At 65.4% G+C, this 16752-nt stretch carries 13 protein-coding genes, 1 tRNA gene and 3 pseudogenes; 5 read left to right on the plus strand and 12 right to left on the minus strand.

Features of this window, described 5'->3' with window-relative positions; all coding sequences use genetic code 11:
- The first annotated feature begins 3 nt into the window (after positions 1–3).
- The 3 genes from AB8998_RS16415 (at position 4) to AB8998_RS16425 (ending at position 1871) form a co-directional block, all read left to right on the plus strand.
- The gene (locus AB8998_RS16415) at positions 4–438 is read left to right on the plus strand and encodes a type II toxin-antitoxin system VapC family toxin (RefSeq protein WP_369738828.1); all 435 of its coding nucleotides are present in this window, start codon (positions 4–6) and stop codon (positions 436–438) included.
- 143 nt (positions 439–581) lie between these two features.
- The gene (locus AB8998_RS16420; RefSeq protein WP_369738829.1) at positions 582–926 is read left to right on the plus strand and encodes a helix-turn-helix domain-containing protein; all 345 of its coding nucleotides are present in this window, start codon (positions 582–584) and stop codon (positions 924–926) included.
- Between the two features lie 47 nt (positions 927–973).
- Positions 974–1871, plus strand: a protein-coding gene (locus AB8998_RS16425; protein WP_369738830.1) for an IS5 family transposase whose coding sequence is annotated in 2 segments (ribosomal slippage) — positions 974–1308 and positions 1307–1871 — 900 coding nt in all. Because the reading frame shifts where the segments join, the coding sequence is not laid out codon by codon here.
- A 142-nt stretch (positions 1872–2013) separates the two neighbouring features.
- Here AB8998_RS16425 and AB8998_RS16430 read toward each other — a convergent pair.
- The 3 genes and pseudogenes from AB8998_RS16430 to AB8998_RS16440 all read right to left on the minus strand — a co-directional run bounded on the left by AB8998_RS16430 (position 2014) and on the right by AB8998_RS16440 (position 4702).
- A complete protein-coding gene (locus AB8998_RS16430; RefSeq protein ID WP_369736426.1) occupies positions 2014–3357 on the minus strand; it encodes an IS256 family transposase in 1344 nt (447 codons plus the stop codon).
- Positions 3358–3446: 89 nt separating this feature from the next.
- Positions 3447–4277 (minus strand): annotated as a pseudogene (locus tag AB8998_RS16435) (IS3 family transposase); the annotation flags it as partial.
- Positions 4274–4702: a transposase gene (locus AB8998_RS16440; protein ID WP_369738832.1), complete on the minus strand. Its 429-nt coding sequence runs from the start codon at positions 4700–4702 to the stop codon at positions 4274–4276. The pseudogene AB8998_RS16435 and the gene AB8998_RS16440, both read right to left, overlap by 4 nt.
- Positions 4703–4783: 81 nt before the next feature.
- Here AB8998_RS16440 and AB8998_RS16445 point away from each other — a divergent pair, with 81 nt between their 5' ends.
- A complete protein-coding gene (locus AB8998_RS16445; RefSeq protein ID WP_369738833.1) occupies positions 4784–5353 on the plus strand; it encodes a helix-turn-helix domain-containing protein in 570 nt (189 codons plus the stop codon).
- A 30-nt stretch (positions 5354–5383) separates the two neighbouring features.
- Here AB8998_RS16445 and AB8998_RS16450 read toward each other — a convergent pair whose 3' ends face one another.
- A complete protein-coding gene (locus AB8998_RS16450; RefSeq protein WP_369741377.1) occupies positions 5384–6619 on the minus strand; it encodes an IS256 family transposase in 1236 nt (411 codons plus the stop codon).
- 134 nt (positions 6620–6753) lie between these two features.
- Between AB8998_RS16450 and AB8998_RS16455 the strand changes: the two genes are divergently transcribed.
- Positions 6754–7443, plus strand: a complete 690-nt coding sequence (locus tag AB8998_RS16455; protein WP_369738834.1) for an ISL3 family transposase — start codon at positions 6754–6756, stop codon at positions 7441–7443.
- Between the two features lie 246 nt (positions 7444–7689).
- Here AB8998_RS16455 and AB8998_RS16460 read toward each other — a convergent pair whose 3' ends face one another.
- From AB8998_RS16460 to AB8998_RS16495, 8 genes and pseudogenes are all read right to left on the minus strand, one after another.
- Positions 7690–8751 carry an ISL3 family transposase gene (locus tag AB8998_RS16460; RefSeq protein WP_369741613.1) on the minus strand — a complete coding sequence of 354 codons (1062 nt, stop codon included), beginning with the start codon at positions 8749–8751 and terminating at the stop codon, positions 7690–7692.
- Between the two features lie 18 nt (positions 8752–8769).
- Positions 8770–10005, minus strand: a complete 1236-nt coding sequence (locus AB8998_RS16465; protein ID WP_369741377.1) for an IS256 family transposase — start codon at positions 10003–10005, stop codon at positions 8770–8772.
- Between the two features lie 833 nt (positions 10006–10838).
- On the minus strand, positions 10839–13232 hold the full coding sequence (locus AB8998_RS16470; protein WP_369738835.1) for a heavy metal translocating P-type ATPase: 2394 nt from the start codon (positions 13230–13232) through the stop codon (positions 10839–10841).
- A 140-nt stretch (positions 13233–13372) separates the two neighbouring features.
- Positions 13373–14629, minus strand: a complete 1257-nt coding sequence (locus AB8998_RS16475; protein WP_369738836.1) for a fatty acid desaturase family protein — start codon at positions 14627–14629, stop codon at positions 13373–13375.
- A 302-nt stretch (positions 14630–14931) separates the two neighbouring features.
- Positions 14932–15102, minus strand: a complete 171-nt coding sequence (locus tag AB8998_RS16480; RefSeq protein ID WP_369738837.1) for a DUF6307 family protein — start codon at positions 15100–15102, stop codon at positions 14932–14934.
- Between the two features lie 305 nt (positions 15103–15407).
- A tRNA-Pro gene (locus tag AB8998_RS16485) sits at positions 15408–15481 on the minus strand.
- Between the two features lie 70 nt (positions 15482–15551).
- Positions 15552–16326 (minus strand): annotated as a pseudogene (locus tag AB8998_RS16490) (IclR family transcriptional regulator).
- Positions 16323–16690: pseudogene (locus AB8998_RS16495) on the minus strand (cyclase family protein); the annotation flags it as partial. The pseudogenes AB8998_RS16495 and AB8998_RS16490, both read right to left, overlap by 4 nt.
- Positions 16691–16752 lie beyond the last annotated feature (62 nt).

The following is a 16752-nucleotide window of genomic DNA, read 5'->3' on the forward strand; positions in this document are numbered from 1 at the left end:
CCGGTGCCGCTCGTCTACTTCGACGCCAGCGCCTTCGTCAAACTTCTCACCTCCGAGACAGGGAGCTCGCTAGCATCCGCGCTATGGGACGGCTGCGACGCCGCATTGTCCAGCCGTCTGGCCTACCCCGAAGTCCGCGCCGCACTCGCTGCAGCAGCCCGCAATCACGACCTGACTGAATCCGAGCTCGCCGCTGCCGAGCGTGACTGGGAAGACTTCTGGGCCGCCACCCGCCCAGTCGAACTCACCGCGACGGTTGAACAGCACGCCGGCCGCCTCGCCCGCGCCCATGCCTTGCGCGGAGCCGACGCTGTTCATCTGGCCAGCGCGTTGGCTGTCGGTGAACCCGGCCTGATCGTCGCCGTTTGGGACCGACGCTTGCACGCCGGAGCCCAAGCCGCCGGGTGCCGAGTCGCCCCCGCCCAACTCGACCCCTAATCCGACCGCTCGACATTAGAGTGGGTCAACCCCAGCACGGACGACGATCAGGTACTGTTTTGCGTCTGACTTCGCGATAGAGATCGGTGTGTCGATCAGACGACATCCGACGGGTTCTCCGAGCTCTCTTGGAGGATCTGATCATGTCCGAAGCAAACTCTGGTGGCGACCGCTCGCACCGTCGCCCGAAGCGGTTCTTGAGCCCGTCGCAGAAGTACGAGATATGGCTGCAGCTGGTACGCCAGGAGGTGACGATCGCCGAGGCCGCCGCCAACCATCAGGTGGATCGCACGACGATCATGCGCATCCGCACGATCGCCAAGGAAGGTGCGCTGGCCGCGCTGGCGGCAGCCAAGCCAGGCGCGGCGGCCCGCCAACGCGACTACGAACTCGGTGCCGCCAAGGCCGAGAACGCGCGGCTGTCCGAGGCACTCAAGGAGATGGCCGTGCGGCTGACGTTGGTCGAGGGAAAAGGGCGCTGGGGCTAGGGCGTGTCCCGTAACCGTTTGGTGAGTTGGGTGGCAGTGTTCGTTGGATGTCGCGGTTGCAGGTGTTGTCCGATGAGATGTGGGCTCTGGTTGAGCCGTTGATGCCAGTGGCTTCGGCCAAGGGCGGCAGGCCGTTTCGTGATCACCGCACGGTGGTCGAGGCGATTATCTGGCGGTATAGGACCGGCTCGCCGTGGCGCGATCTGCCCGAGCAATTTGGCGCGTGGAAGACCGCGTGGCGCCGTCATGACCAGTACAGCAAAGACGGCACGTGGGACGCGATCTTGGGTGCATTGCTCACCGTCGCCGCCGACGCCGATCTGATCGACTGGGCGGTCAGCGTCGATTCCACGGTCAACCGGGCGCATCAGCACGCCACGAACCTCCCGCGCGACACAGGGGGCACCATCGAATTACAAGAATTTGTCCGAAGAGCCGGCTGACCACGGCATTGGCCGTTCCCGCGGCGGGCTGAGCACCAAAATCCATCACCTCGTCGATGGGGCAGGGATGCCTCTGGTAGTCCTGACTGCGCCCGGCCAGGCCGGCGATGCCCCGATGTTTCCGATCCTGATGGGCCACCTGAAGGTGGCCAGCAGCAAACCGGGTCGCCCGCGTACGCGTCCGGACAAAGTTCGCGGCGACAAGGCATACTCGTCGAAAGCCATCCGCGAACTGTTGCGTAGTAAGGGCATCACAGCGGTGATCCCGCAGCCCGATGACCAGATTGCCAACCGGCGGCGCCGAGGAAAAAACGGCGGGCGCCCACCAGCCTTTGATGTCGAGGACTACAAGGGTCGCAACGTCGTTGAACGCGGATTTCAACGCTGCAAGCAATGGCGCGGAATCGCCACACGATACGACAAGCACAACCTCAACTACCGCGGCGGCGTTGTCCTCAACGCGGTCGTCGCCTGGCTCAAACGGTTACGGGACACGCCCTAGCGGCGTAGGCCGCATCCAGCGTGGCGGCACGTTGGGCCTGGATCTCGTTTGCGGTGCCGTAGTGCACCGATGCAACGGTGTGGGTGGCGTCCGGATTCCGGTGTAAATCGGTGGGCGGAGATTCCGGCTTCGGTGGGTGATGTTACGCGGTGGCGCTGACGGTTTGGGTGGTGCTGTCGGCGGCGTTGGGGATGGGGTGGGGTCGCAGTTGCTGGGGTGGTTGCAGCAGGCTGCGGCGTAGGTCTTGGAGTCCGCGCAGCCCGGCCGGTGTCATGGTCAGTCCGCGCCAGCCGCGAGATGCCCGGTCGAGCACGGCCCAGGCGATGCTGATGCAGCTGGTCTCGCCGGGGAAACGTCCGATAACCTTTGCTCGGCGCCGTGTTTCGCCGAAGGTGCGCTCGATGAAATTCGAGTGCCGGATACGGTGATGATGCTCAGCCGGGAACCGCAGATAGGCGGTCAAGCCCTCACGATCGGTCAACAATATCTTCATCGCCGCCGGGTAGGTGGCGCCGTAGCGGGCAGCGAACGCGTCCAGCCGGGCATCGATGAGTTCGACCAGCCGCGGTCCGGGCTCGATGTCGGCCTCGGCGGTGGTATCGAAGAGGGCCCAGTAGCCGTCGCGGATCTCTGGCTGCATCCCGGTGGGGATCTTGGCCAAAACATTGCGCAGTCGATGAATCAGGCAGCGTTGCCGCAACGCCGCCGGGAAGATCTGCTCGATCGCGGCGATCAGACCGCGGGCGCCATCGGAGACGACCAGCAGCGGACACGAAAGCCCCCGCTCGGTCAGGTCGGTCAAGAAACCGGCCCAGGCATCAGTGGATTCCCCCGAGCCCGGCGCCAAGCCGACGAAGACGGGCTTGCCGTCGGTGCTCACCCCCCAGGCGGCCAGGACCGGCTCGGCCGGCGAGCCGGGATGCATCCGGAAAAACGACGCATCCAAAAACAGGTAGTCCAACACGATCTCGTCGAGGCGGCGCTTGGCCCAGGTGTCGTACTCGGTCTTGATCGCCTGGCAGACCTGCGAAACCGTCGATTTGGAGATCGCGGCCTGATCACCCAGCGCATCAGCCAGGGTGGCCTCGACATCGCGTACCGATAGCCCCCGCACGAACGAGGCGATCACCAGTGATTCCAGCGCGTTGGTCTTGGTGACGTGCTTGCCGAACAGCCGCGAGGCGAATGCGGTGGTCGTGCCGCGCAGCTTGGGTCGCTCCAAGGTGACCGGGCCGGCGGTGGTCTTGACCGACACCGGCCGATAGCCATTGCGCGACCCAGGCTGGGCATCCGGCGTCGCGCCGGCGCGTTGATAGCGGTCCCGGCCCAGGAATTCGGTCACCTCGGCCTCCAGCGCGGCCTGCATCAGCAACTGCGCACCGAGGCGGGCCACCTCCTCGAGGATCTCAGGCAACTCACGATCCGAGGCGAACAGCTCGTCGATCTTGGCACGGACACGATCGGTCGGGGATACTCGTGCAGGCACGGGCGTAGGTCCTTTCTTCGATGACTTGGTAGGTCTCGAAGCAGAACCTACGCCCGGCCTCTTTTACACCGGCTTTAGGACGCGACCACGGTGTGTAGGCCCACGCCGCTGTGGCGATGCTCATGGTTGTAGTAATCGAAGAATGTCGTGCAGAAGGCGCGGGCATCTTCGATCGAGCCGAACCGGCCCGGGAACGCCGGGCAGTACTTGAGGGTCTTGAAATTAGCCTCCGAGTAGGGATTGTCGTTGGACACGTGCGGGCGGCTGTGGCTGCGGTCCACCCCCAGGTCGATCAGCAACTGGGCGACCGGCTTGGAGGTCATCGAGGTGCCGCGATCAGCGTGCAAGGCCAACTGGCCGCGGGCGATGCCGTGACGGGCCATGGTGTCGGCGATAAATGCTTTGGCCAACTCACCGTCCTCAACTTCTGCGATGATCCAGCCGACGACGTAGCGCGAGAAGATGTCGATAATCACATAGAGTTGATAGAAGATACCCCGTTGTGGCCCTTGCAATTTCGTTATATCCCAGGACCAGACCCGGTTTGGTGCGTTAGCGATCAGCTCGGGTTTCTTGCGCGCCGGATGGGTGCGCTGGCGACGCCGCTCGCGGTTCTCCCCGGCAATGGCCAGTAGCCGGTACATGGTGCGAATCGAGCACAGGTAGACACCATCATCAAGCAGTCGCGCCCACACCTGCGCCGGCGCCAGATCGCAGTACTGCTCTGAGCGCAGCACCGTCAGAATCTGCTGGCGTTCGGCCTCGGTGAGCTTATTCAGTGGCTCGGGCCGCACCCGCCGTGCCGGCCGTGGTGGTGGGTTGCGGTGGCGGTGGAGCGTGGCCCGCGATGCACCCAGCAATTCGCACGCCCGTTTGGTGCTGGTTGCGGCCTCCAGGTCGGGCAGGTGCTCGCCGATCACGGCTTGGACTTCGGCTCGAAATCCGCGCTCTCGGAGAGCATCTCCAAGAGCGCGTGCGCTTTTCCCGTGATCTCCAGCGCTAGCTTGGTCCGATCCAGCTCAGCCTGCAGTTGCGTGGTGCGCCGCCGCAGCTTGTCCAACTCGACCTGCTCAGCGCTGCGCTTCGGCTTGCCCTTCGCCGACAAACCCTCCCGAGCACCGGCATCACGGGCCTTTCGCCATTCGGCGATATGCGAGCTGTACAGGCCTTCACGGCGCAGCAACGCACCACGCTCCGACGAGCCCACCGACAGCGCGTCGTACTCGTCGAGGATGCGGGCCTTGTACTCGGCGGTGAACGTGCGCCGCCGCGCCCGAGCACCTGGATCGGGCACGTTGTCCACTTGGTCATTATCACTGCACCCGTCCAGGGATGCGATCGTCATAGTCACGGAAAATGGGGCGCTTCCGGGTTTTCTGTGGGTCTGGTCTGGGCGTGATGGGCGCAGGGCGGCAGGATGTGCTGTGTGCGCGACACCGAGTTGTACCGCCATCTGCTGGGACTGGTAGCGCCGTGGGAGGTGCAACGGGTGGAGCTGTCGGCTCAGGAAGGTCGGGTGGACGTCTGGGTCGTGCATCCGGGCCGGACCCGGTTCGCCTGCCCGGACTGCGAGCGCGAGCTGTCGGTGTATGACCATGGCGAGGAACGGGCGTGGCGGCATCTGGACTCGTGTGCGTTTCTGACGTTCCTGCATGCCAGCCCGCCGCGGGTGGCCTGTCCCGAGCACGGGGTGCATCAGGTGCGGCTGCCGTGGGCCGAGCCGCATTCGCGGTTCACCATGTTGTTTGAGCGGCTGGCCATCGACGTGCTCGCCGCGTGCGACGTGGCGGCCGCGGCCGGGCTGCTGCGGGTCAGCTGGGACGAGGCGTGGCACCTGATGGACCGTGCGGTGGCCCGCGGCCTGGCCGCCAAACCGCTGGTGGCGCCGGCCCACGTCGGGGTCGATGAGAAGGCGGCCGGGAAGGGACAGGACTACATCACCGTGGTCAGTGACCTGGACGCGGGCACGGTGGAGCCTGTCACGATTTCTGTGTAAGTCAGAGGTGATTTGACTACGAGTTGTATTCTAGCACAATGGGATTCGCCCAGGGAATAGTCTGGCGAGTGTGTTGAGCGCCACAGTCCAGTTGTGCGTTCCAGTACCCGAATAGCCTCCTCTCTCGCTGGAGATGTTGCGCAGCCCGAGGTACAGCAACTTCATCGCGGCGTCCTTGTCCGTGAAATGACCACGGTTCTTGGTGATCTTGCGCAACTGGAAGTTGATCGACTCGATCGCATTGGTGGTGTAGACGATCTTGCGCAACTCCACCGGATAGTCCAGGAACGGAACGAATTCCCCCCAGGCGTTGTGCCACACGTCAATTGCACCCGGATATTGGGCGCCGAATTGCTGGTCGAACTCCTTGAGTGCGAGTTCGGCTCCATCGACGGTCGGCGCACTGTAGATCGCCCGCATCGCGGTGGCGACCTTCTTGCGGTCCTTATAAGACACGAAGCGCATCGCATTCCTAATGACGTGCACGACGCAGGTCTGCACCACGGTATCGGGATAGATCGAGCGGATCGCATCAGGCAGACCGGTCAGCCCGTCGCAGCAGGCGATGAGGATGTCGCGCACCCCGCGGTTGCGCAGGTCGATGACGACCTTCTGCCAGAACTTCGCCCCCTCGGAGTCCTGGATCCAGCAGCCCAAGGCGTGTTTGCGGCCCTCCAGATCCACGCCAATGGCCAAATAGGCGACCTTGGTGGTGATGACCCCGTTGTCGCCGATCCGCAGCCGCAGCCCATCGATGTAGAGGATCGGGTAGACCTCATCGAGCGGGCGGGCCTGCCAGGCCTTGATCTCATCGACCACCACCTCGGTGATATTGGAGATCAACTCCCGCGACACCGACGCCCCATAGACCTCCTGCAGGTGGGCTTCGATATCGCGGGTGGTCATTCCCCGTGAATACAGCGACAACACCACCGAATTGATGTTGTTGAGCCGGCGGGTCTTCTTCGGCACAATCGCCGGCTCAAACGAGCCGTTGCGATCACGCGGCGCATCGATCTGCACCGGGCCGTTGACGGTGGTCACCGTTTTCGGCGTGGTGCCGTTGCGCGAATTTCCCGATCCGCGTCCGGCCGGATCGCCGGCCTCATAGCCCAGATGGTGGGTTAGCTCCGCATTCAGCGCCCGCTCCAGCACGGCCTTAGTCAGCTGGTTCAGCAAACCGTCCGCGCCGTCGATCGGGGTCCCGGTCTTCACCGCATCCTTAATCAACGAGTCCAGCGTCTCTTCGGTGAACATCTCGGCCAGCCGCCGCGCCGCGGTCGTCTCCTCAGCCGGCATCTGCATGGTCTTGGTCACAAAACACTCCTTCTGTCCGCCCAACGGCGGTCCGATGATGGACCACCCCGGACTTACACAGATGGAATGACACGCCCGGCACGGTGGACTACATCGCCGACGAACGCCGCCAGGCCAGCCTGGACGGCTACTTCGACCGGTTCACCCCCGAGCAGCTGGCCGGGATCGAGGCGGTGGCAATGGACATGTGGGAGCCGTTCGCCGCCTCGGTGCGCGCGCACCTGAGCGACGCCGAGAACAAGATCGTCTTCGACCGCTACCACCTGATGGGCTACCTGACCAAGGCCGTGGACACCGTGCGCAAGGCCGAGAACCGGGCGCTGGCCGCGGCCGGCGATAAGAGCCTGGCCGGCAGCAAGTACCTGTGGCTGTATTCGGCGGAGAACCTGCCCGACCGTCACCAAGACCGCTTCGCCACGCTGCGCTCCGGTGACCTGAAAACCGCTCGGGCATGGGCGATCAAGGAGAGCCTGCGGCACTTCTGGTCCTACCAGCGTCGCGGCTGGGCAGCCAAACACTTTAAGCGCTGGTACTTCTGGGCCACCCACTGCCGTCTCAAGCCGATCATCGACGCGGCCAAGACGTTGAAGCGCCACGAGGCGGGGCTGTTGTCCTACTTCGCCCACCGCATCACCAACGCCGGTGCCGAGGGCCTGAACTCACGCATCCAGGCCATCCGGGTTTCGGCCCGCGGCTACCGCAACCGCGAGCACTTCAAGACCGCGATCTACTTCCACCTCGGCGGGCTCCAGCTCTATCCGGCCATCCCATGACCCACGGAGTTCCCAGAAGAGCCCCAAAATGGTGATCCTGTCTCGCCCTGTAGCGATGATTGGCTACTGCTGCTGTCTCACTTAACCCTGTCACACAGGGGACGGGTGCCTCACCCAAGGTTGACAGAGAGGGCAGGCTGGGCTACCTCAATGAGATTCAAAGCCATCTCGACCTTACGAAGGAAGTGTCGACTCCTTCTCGCGTGGTGTTAGCGGGGATCTCCTGACAGTTCCGTGGGTGGGGTTTCATGCTGTGCGGCCGGGTAGTGCGGGGCAGAGGCCGCCGCGGGTGAGCATGGCCATGCCGATCAGCGCATCTGGACTATGAAACCCGTATGCCCGCTTGGTCAACGCCCGTAGATGGGTGTTCGTGGACTCCGAGCGGGCATTGGACAGTTGGTGGTCGAGGGTGTTGCCGATCAACTCCTTGTGACGGCGGACGGTTCGGGCCACAGCGACGAATTCCGGGATGTGTGAGTGCGAGGCCCAGGACAGCCATCCGGCCAGCAGTTGGCGGCCGTCGCGGCCCTTGACCTGAAACACTTCGCGGAGTTGCTCTTTGAGCAGATAAGCCCGATACAGCGTGGCGTTGGTAGTCGTGATCGCCGCGAGGCTGGTGCGTTGCTCGCCGGTCAGGTCGGCCGGGTTTTTGCGGACCGCCCACATGGCGTGGCGATCCCGCACGCCGGCACGGGTCATGGTGCGCACCCGCACCTTGTCGAGAGCCCTCATCGCCCAGGCCACGATGTGGAAGGGATCCAGGCAGATCACCGCCTGAGGGGCCCGCTCGCGCAGCACGGTGTGGATCCATTCCGCGCCATCGCAGCTGACGTGGGTCAATGCCGCGGCGCGGGCATCACCGAGCTGGTCGAAGAAACGGCTCAGGGTGTCTTGGTTGCGGCCGGGTGCGGCCCACACCAGCCGGCCTGTGGTGTGGTCGATCACGCAGGTCAAATAGCGGTGGCCGTTGCGGTAGGAGATCTCGTCGATGCCGATGCGGGTCAGGCCGGCGAGCAGGTCGTTGGTGTCGCGGCCATCGGCGATGACCCGGGCCACGATCGCCGCGACGGTGCGCCAGGCGACCCGCAAAAACACCGCAACCACGCTGATCGCGGCGTGTGCGGCCCACCATGCGCAGGTGTCCTCAAAGGCCCAGGTGTGTTTGGCTCCGGGACGCGCCCACGGCACGTGTGCCACCCCCACTCCGTGCTCACCGCAGGTCACCCGGGGTACCGGTGCCTGCAGGTAGGCCTTGGTGGCGCCCACGTCGAGGAGCCTGTCACGATTTCTGTGTAAGTCAGAGGTGATTTGACTACGAGTTGTATTCTAGCACAATGGGATTCGCCCAGGGAATAGTCTGGCGAGTGTGTTGAGCGCCACAGTCCAGTTGTGCGTTCCAGTACCCGAATAGCCTCCTCTCTCGCTGGAGATGTTGCGCAGCCCGAGGTACAGCAACTTCATCGCGGCGTCCTTGTCCGTGAAATGACCACGGTTCTTGGTGATCTTGCGCAACTGGAAGTTGATCGACTCGATCGCATTGGTGGTGTAGACGATCTTGCGCAACTCCACCGGATAGTCCAGGAACGGAACGAATTCCCCCCAGGCGTTGTGCCACACGTCAATTGCACCCGGATATTGGGCGCCGAATTGCTGGTCGAACTCCTTGAGTGCGAGTTCGGCTCCATCGACGGTCGGCGCACTGTAGATCGCCCGCATCGCGGTGGCGACCTTCTTGCGGTCCTTATAAGACACGAAGCGCATCGCATTCCTAATGACGTGCACGACGCAGGTCTGCACCACGGTATCGGGATAGATCGAGCGGATCGCATCAGGCAGACCGGTCAGCCCGTCGCAGCAGGCGATGAGGATGTCGCGCACCCCGCGGTTGCGCAGGTCGATGACGACCTTCTGCCAGAACTTCGCCCCCTCGGAGTCCTGGATCCAGCAGCCCAAGGCGTGTTTGCGGCCCTCCAGATCCACGCCAATGGCCAAATAGGCGACCTTGGTGGTGATGACCCCGTTGTCGCCGATCCGCAGCCGCAGCCCATCGATGTAGAGGATCGGGTAGACCTCATCGAGCGGGCGGGCCTGCCAGGCCTTGATCTCATCGACCACCACCTCGGTGATATTGGAGATCAACTCCCGCGACACCGACGCCCCATAGACCTCCTGCAGGTGGGCTTCGATATCGCGGGTGGTCATTCCCCGTGAATACAGCGACAACACCACCGAATTGATGTTGTTGAGCCGGCGGGTCTTCTTCGGCACAATCGCCGGCTCAAACGAGCCGTTGCGATCACGCGGCGCATCGATCTGCACCGGGCCGTTGACGGTGGTCACCGTTTTCGGCGTGGTGCCGTTGCGCGAATTTCCCGATCCGCGTCCGGCCGGATCGCCGGCCTCATAACCCAGATGGTGGGTTAGCTCCGCATTCAGCGCCCGCTCCAGCACGGCCTTAGTCAGCTGGTTCAGCAAACCGTCCGCGCCGTCGATCGGGGTCCCGGTCTTCACCGCATCCTTAATCAACGAGTCCAGCGTCTCTTCGGTGAACATCTCGGCCAGCCGCCGCGCCGCGGTCGTCTCCTCAGCCGGCATCTGCATGGTCTTGGTCACAAAACACTCCTTCTGTCCGCCCAACGGCGGTCCGATGATGGACCACCCCGGACTTACACAGATGGAATGACACGCCCACGTCGAGGGTCCGCCAGCGGCGCACATCGTCGCCGCCGTCATAACCCGGGCAGTGTTTGCGGCATCGTGAACAACGACTGGCCTGCGATGCCTTGGGACGCACCGAAAACACCAGCACCTCGCTGGTCACCGGCGTCTTACCACGGGAGGTCTCCGTCTGGATCGTCACGTCCTCGATGAGCGTGTCCTGGCCCTCGAGAGCCGCTACGAATACCCTGGATTTGCGCAACGCCGTCCACCCTCCTTCGTCTTGAACCTTCCAACAGTCCAAAACGTAAGCAGGACACGGCGTTGCGCCCCAAATCCCCTGGTCACGGACCCACGACAACGTCACAAGAGCCGTTAGCGGGCCGGACAGGAAACGGGAAAACCGTTCTTGCATCGGACTATTGCCATATTGAAGCCATCTCGTACGCGTTCATATGTTGGGTCGACTGTCGCGACGTTGACTTCATCGAACCGCAGATCCGCAATCTGACTGAGCAGTTGAACGAGACCGTCCCAGGTGGTACGACAATCGGGCCGCGGACCACGGTGAGCACTGTCACTGCGGGAACATCGAATACCCATGCCGCCCAGTAATTTCGGCCCTCCCCCAGCCGCCCGACGAGCGCGTCCAGCGACCGTTGAACCACGTCGGTCGATCGGGTGAGCGCGGGTTACACCCGGCGTTGGTTGCGGCTCAACAGACCCATGTGGCTGATCTAGCCGGCCGCCGAATCGGCACGAGGAGCCGGGCCGGGTCGTCGACTCGCGTCGGGCGGAGTTGGCTCGTCCTCGACCAGGGTGAAGTAGTTTTCCTCCTCCTGGACGAAGTGCAGCCGCAGCAGGGCATACAGGCCGTACAGGCAGGCCAGGAGGTCGTCGACCTGGTCGGGCTGGATCGCTCCGGCCGATTGCGCCAGCGCCACATGCGTGCCGATGCGGTCGGCGAGGCGCTGGATCTCGGCGTGGGTGCGGCTCATGGTCGCGGTGGCCTCGTCGCTGCCGAGCGGCCGCGCCAACGCGGGGTACAGCAGGGTCTCCTCCGCGCGTTCGTGCGGCAGGATCCGCTCGGTGAGCAAGCCGTGCACTGTCCTCAGTGATTCCAGCGCCGCGGCGTCGGGGCCGTGGGCCAGGCGGTCGGCGCTGTCGCGCAGCAGGCCGATGGTGTCGCGCAGTTCGTCGTGTTCGGCCGCGAAACGCCGCAGCATCTGCTCGGTGCCGGTGGGCAACTCCAGTTCGGTGCGCGGATTGCCGCGCAGCGCACGCAGCGCGTTGAGGATCACCGCGACATCGATACCCTCCTGCAGCAGCGCACCCGGGGCCGGCGGCAGCCAGCCCAGCGCGGCGATCACCATCGCCAGCAGCGACAGGCTCATCCCCACCACGGCGCTCTGCACGGCGATGCGCCGGGACCAGCGCGCGATGTCGATCGCGTCGGCGAGCCGGTCGACGCGATCGGCGGTCAGCACGATGTCGGCGGCCTCCGAGGACGCGGTGGCCCCGCGGGCACCCATCGCCACACCGACCGTCGCCGCCGCCAACGCCGGCGCGTCGTTGACACCATCGCCCACCATCACGGTGACCGCCCGTTCTCGTTCGGTACGCACCGCCGCGACCTTGTCGGCGGGGGTTTGTTCGGCGTAGACGTCGTCGAGGCCCAGCACCGTGGCGACCTCGCGTGCCGGTTCGACACGGTCACCGGTGAGCATCACAAGCCGATTGAAGCCGGCCGCGCGCAACCGGCGCATCGTGTGGGGCGCGTTCCGGCGCAACGGATCCCGCAACAGCACCGCGCCGGCCGGTTCACCGTCGAGGCACATCCAGGCGATGGCAGCGCCGTCGAGGCGCGCCCGGTTGACCGCTCCCCGCGCCCACGCGCCGCTCACGGAACGGGGGGGCAGTTTGCCGACGGTCACCCGGCGCTCGCCGATGGTGGCGGTGACACCGCGGCCCGGCTCCTCGAGTACGTCGGCGGGCAAGGACAGCTCGAGGCCGCGTGCGAGGGCTTCGGTCACGATGGCCTCGGCGAGCACGTGCGGGGAGAGCTGATCCACCGAGGCCGACAGCCGCAAAACCTCGGTCGCGTCACCGCCGGGCGGGGCGATCACATCGACGACCACCGGTCGGCCCATCGTCAGCGTGCCGGTCTTGTCCATCATCAAAGTGGTTGCACTGCCGAGATTTTCCAGAGCGCCACCGCCGCGGACGATCACCCCGGCCCGGGATGCGCGCGACAGGCCGGAGACGATGGCCACCGGCGCCGCCAGCAGCAGCGGGCAAGGGGTCGCCACCACCAGCACGGCCACCGCCCGCACCGCCGACCCGCTGGCCAGCCACGCACCACCGGACAACAGCAGCGCCAGCGGCAGGAACCACGCCGCGTAGCGGTCGGCCAACCGCACGATCGGAGCGTTTTCCGCACCCGCCTGCTGGGCCAGCCGCACGATGCCGGCGTAGGTGCTGTCTTCGGCCGTCGCGGTGGCCCGCAACTCGAACGCGCTACCCGCGTTGACGACCCCGCTGCGCACGGGTTCACCGACGCCGCGCTCGACCTGCAGCGGCTCACCGGTCAGCACCGACTCGTCCAACACCGCGACCACGTCGACCACGCGGCCGTCCACCGGCACCACCTCACCGGGGCCGACTTCCAGCAAGTCGTCGACGACCACGTCGGCCAGTGGGATCACGCTGACCTGCGTGCCGTCGCGCCGCCGCGCGAAGCGTGGCGCCCGCTCCAGCAGGGCCCGCAGATCGTGGGAGGCGCGACGCGCGGCCGCCGCGTCCAGCGCACGCCCACCGGCCAGCATCACCGCGACCAACGCCCCGGCCAGGTATTCGTGCACCAGCAGGGTGCCCACCAGGGACAGCACGGCGATGACGTCCACGCCGAGCCGGCGCCGGCACAACGCCGCCGCCACCCATACCGAGGCGGGTAGCACCGCCAGCACGGTCCCAGCGCGCCAGCAACTGTCGGCGAGTTCGCGACTGCCGGTGAGCCACGCGATCCCGCCGGCGGCCAGCGCGCCGACCGTGAGCACCACCAGGACCGGCTCGATCAGCGGACGCAGCCGCGTGATCCCCCGCACGATCCCAGGTCCCGTACCGCCCGTCACTGCTGATCCTCCCGGTCGCTTCCGGCCGTCTGGGCAGAGTTGACCAGTGGCGGCCGCCGCGTTCTAGGGTCGCAATACCCCACCATGGAGGCAGTTGGGCCCGGGTGTGGCCGAAAGTGGCGGGCAGGGGCCGAACGGCTTCAGCGGCGGGACTCCGGCTCCCCCCGGCGCCATTCGCGGACCGCCGCCAGCGCCGTCTTGAGCCCGCGGCGGCGCCCCGTCACCAGGCCGGTGTCGGCGCGACCGGGCTCGAGTTCAGCGAACATACGCTCGCTGCGAGTTTCCGGAGCGTCGTCGGCGGTGTCGCGCAAGTACTTGTCCGGCAGCGACAATTTGGCGATGGTGCGCCACGTTTTGCCGTACTGCATCAAAAACGAGCCCGTCGTGTAGGGCAGGTCGTACTTGTCGCACACCTCGCGCACCCGCACCGAGACCTCGTGCAGCCTGCTGCTGGGCAGATCGGGAAACAGGTGATGCTCGATCTGATGGCACAGGTTCCCGCTCATGAACCGCAGCACCGGACCCGCTTCGAAGTTGGCGCTTCCCAGCAGCTGACGCAGATACCACTCACCCTTGGATTCACCGGCCATGTCGGTCTTCGTGAATTTCTCTGCACCATCAGGGAAGTGGCCGCAGAAAATCACCGCGTTGGCCCAGACGTTGCGAATCACGTTGGCAACCAGGGTGGCCTTCAGCGTCGATTTGTAGGTCGCCGCCGGCGACAGCGAGGTGAGCGCAGGGAACGCGACGTAATCCTTGAACACCTGCCCGCCGGCCTTGATCGAGAACTCGCGCATCTGCTGAAGGGTGGCGTCGCGGTCCGGGCCGGCCTCCAGGACCTTGGCCAGGTCGATGGTCTGCAATCCGATGCCCCACTCGAATCCCAGCGCCAGGAGGGCATTGAACAGCAGGTTGCCCGTGTTGACACGCTCCCAGGGCTGGTCACGTGTGACACGTAGGACGAAGTAGCCCACATCGTCGTCCATGCCCACGATGTTGGTGTACTTGTGGTGCTGGAAATTGTGGGCGGAGATCCAGTGCTTCGACGCGGCAGTCATGTCCCACTCCCACGTCGTGGAGTGGATCTCGGGATCGTTCATCCAGTTCCACTGGCCGTGCATGACGTTGTGGCCGATCTCCATGTTCTCGATGATCTTGGCCAGACCGAGCGTCACGGTACCCGCCCATCTCGCCGACCGTTTCGAGCTACCGGCCAGCAGGAGCCGGCCGACTACGTCGGCGGCGCGTTGTGCGGCGATGGTGCGGTGGATGTAGCGGGCGTCGCGCTCGCCGAGCGAGTCGATGACGTCAAACCGGATCGCGTCCAGCTCTGCGGCAAAATTCTCGATGTCGGCGACAGTTAAGTGGGCGAAGGCGGGAACGTCGGTAATCGCCATGGTTTCCTCTCTGCGGACTGCTATGTCGAAATCTCGGCGTGCACAATCGTGGGGCGTCCACCGGTGTTTGGCAGCGCCTGATCGCCGGGATGAGCCGCTCCTCGAGCGCTCAACACGACTAAGGGTGCTGCGGCTCCTTCTCGGCGGCGGACGTAGGTGTTTTCACGCCTGCAGGTGGAGCCAGGATGGCCGAACGTGGCCGAGATTGATTGGCCCCCTGCAGGAAACGGTTCGAGATAGGACGTGCGCACGAATCCCGCAGCCGTGTGACCACCGATGCGCCACCACCGTGGGTGCTTGTTTCAGCGCACCTTCTCCGGAATCGAAATCAGTGCGAGCAAGATCTGTTCCGCCAGTTCGCTCGCCGCCTTGTCTCCAAGCTTGGAATGGGACCTGATCGTGTCCCTGACCAGTTCGAGACGTTGGACGTAGGGCGAGCGGAATGCCGTTGGCGAAGCCATCAAATTTTCCATCCAGTGCAGGATGTCCGCTCACAACCGAGCGGACCGATGCCCCTGACGTTACCCGCTCACCGTCACTGCTGCGTGAGTACGGACTTGGGGCAGTCCGCCCGAGGCCACAACGGGCCCGGCGCGCGGCGGGCATCGGGGCGCCAGGACGCGGCGTTCGGGGCCACCTCGTCGCGGCCACGTCGCATCCAGTACGACGACGGCCTCTCGGGATCCATGGCCGGCGGCTACTCCCGCATACCCGGATACTTGATTGCCCGCCTGACCAATAAGCGGATCTCAGAGGCAAAAATACCCTCTGACCTGCGTCGGGCTGACAGGATTTGAACCTGCGACCACTTGACCCCCAGTCAAGTGCGCTACCAAACTGCGCCACAGCCCGGATGCCGCCAGCGTGCGCGGCAGCAGGTCGAAAGCCTACCTTAAGACACCCGCCGGCCCAGCAAGCGACCTCACTTCCGCTCGACCTGGCCGAACGAGACGTCGACCTCGGCCACGCAGGGCAGCAGCGTCCCGGCGAGTTCGGCTTCGCGGCCGTAGAATCGCTGCGCCGGAACCGGCACGCTCACGGCCACCCTGCTCTCAGTCACACCCTTGAGCATCGCGCCCACCGCACAGATGCCTTCGGTTTGCTTCCTGCGGTCGTAGGCGACACCCTCGGCCCGAACACGCTCAAGCTTCTTGCGCAAATCTGCGGGGCTGGTCACCGTGTTCGCGGTGAGCCGGGCCAGTCGGCTGGGCAGCGCCGGCGCCAATTGTTGGGGCGGCAGGCCGGCCAGCAGCGCTATGCCGTGGGCGCAGCAGTGCACGGGGAAGGAATCTCCCACCGCGCTGATCGCCCGCAAGCGCTGCGGCGAGACGACCTGGTCGAGGAATGTCGCTCGATCGCCGTCCAGAATCGACAGGTCCACGGTCTCCCCCAGCTCGCGAGACAACTCTTCCATGAACGGGTGCACCTCCATCACCACGCCGAGGCGCACGCTGGCGGCCATGCGCGCGATCTCGGGGCCGAGCCGATACCTGCCGCGGCCGCCGCGCGCGACCACCAGGCCTTTGTCGTCGAGCGCGTTGAGGATCCCGCTGACCGTGGAGCGCGCCCTTGCCAGCCGCTCGCCGATCTCGGCCTGGGTGAGCCCAGCCGGGTGCGCCTGCAGCAGTCGCAGCATCGCGGCCTCGCGCGATGACCTGGATGCCACCGCCGCGCGCTTCCTGCCCTTCGGCCGTCACGCCGACCGGCCCGTCTCGATGCGGTAGGCGCCGCCCGGATCCACGACCGCCACCAGCCGCACGATGCAGCCGTCGCCCCCGACCCAGGGCCACGGGAAGGCAGCGAAAGCGACGCGCTTGCCGGTGACCTTGTCCAGGTCACCGCCGACGTTCTCGAATCCGTAGATGCCCTTGGACAGGATCGCCCGGTGGCAGAGTTCCCACTCCGGGAAGTCGTCGAGCACCTTGCAGCCGGTGTCCTCCTCGTATTCGCTCATCGCCCGGGGCAAGACGCCGCCGGTGTGCTCGGCGGTCCGTGCGGGCCGATCGACGTGGCCAGCGGGTGATCCAGCGCCTGGGTGTCGGTGCCGACCGCCTTGACGCCCCCGAGCGAAAGTCGAAGATAATTCCTGTGATGCAGCTTTCACTGGCCGCATCGTGGGATTA

The organism is Mycobacterium sp. HUMS_12744610, assembly GCF_041206865.1.
Lineage (GTDB): Bacteria > Actinomycetota > Actinomycetes > Mycobacteriales > Mycobacteriaceae > Mycobacterium > Mycobacterium servetii.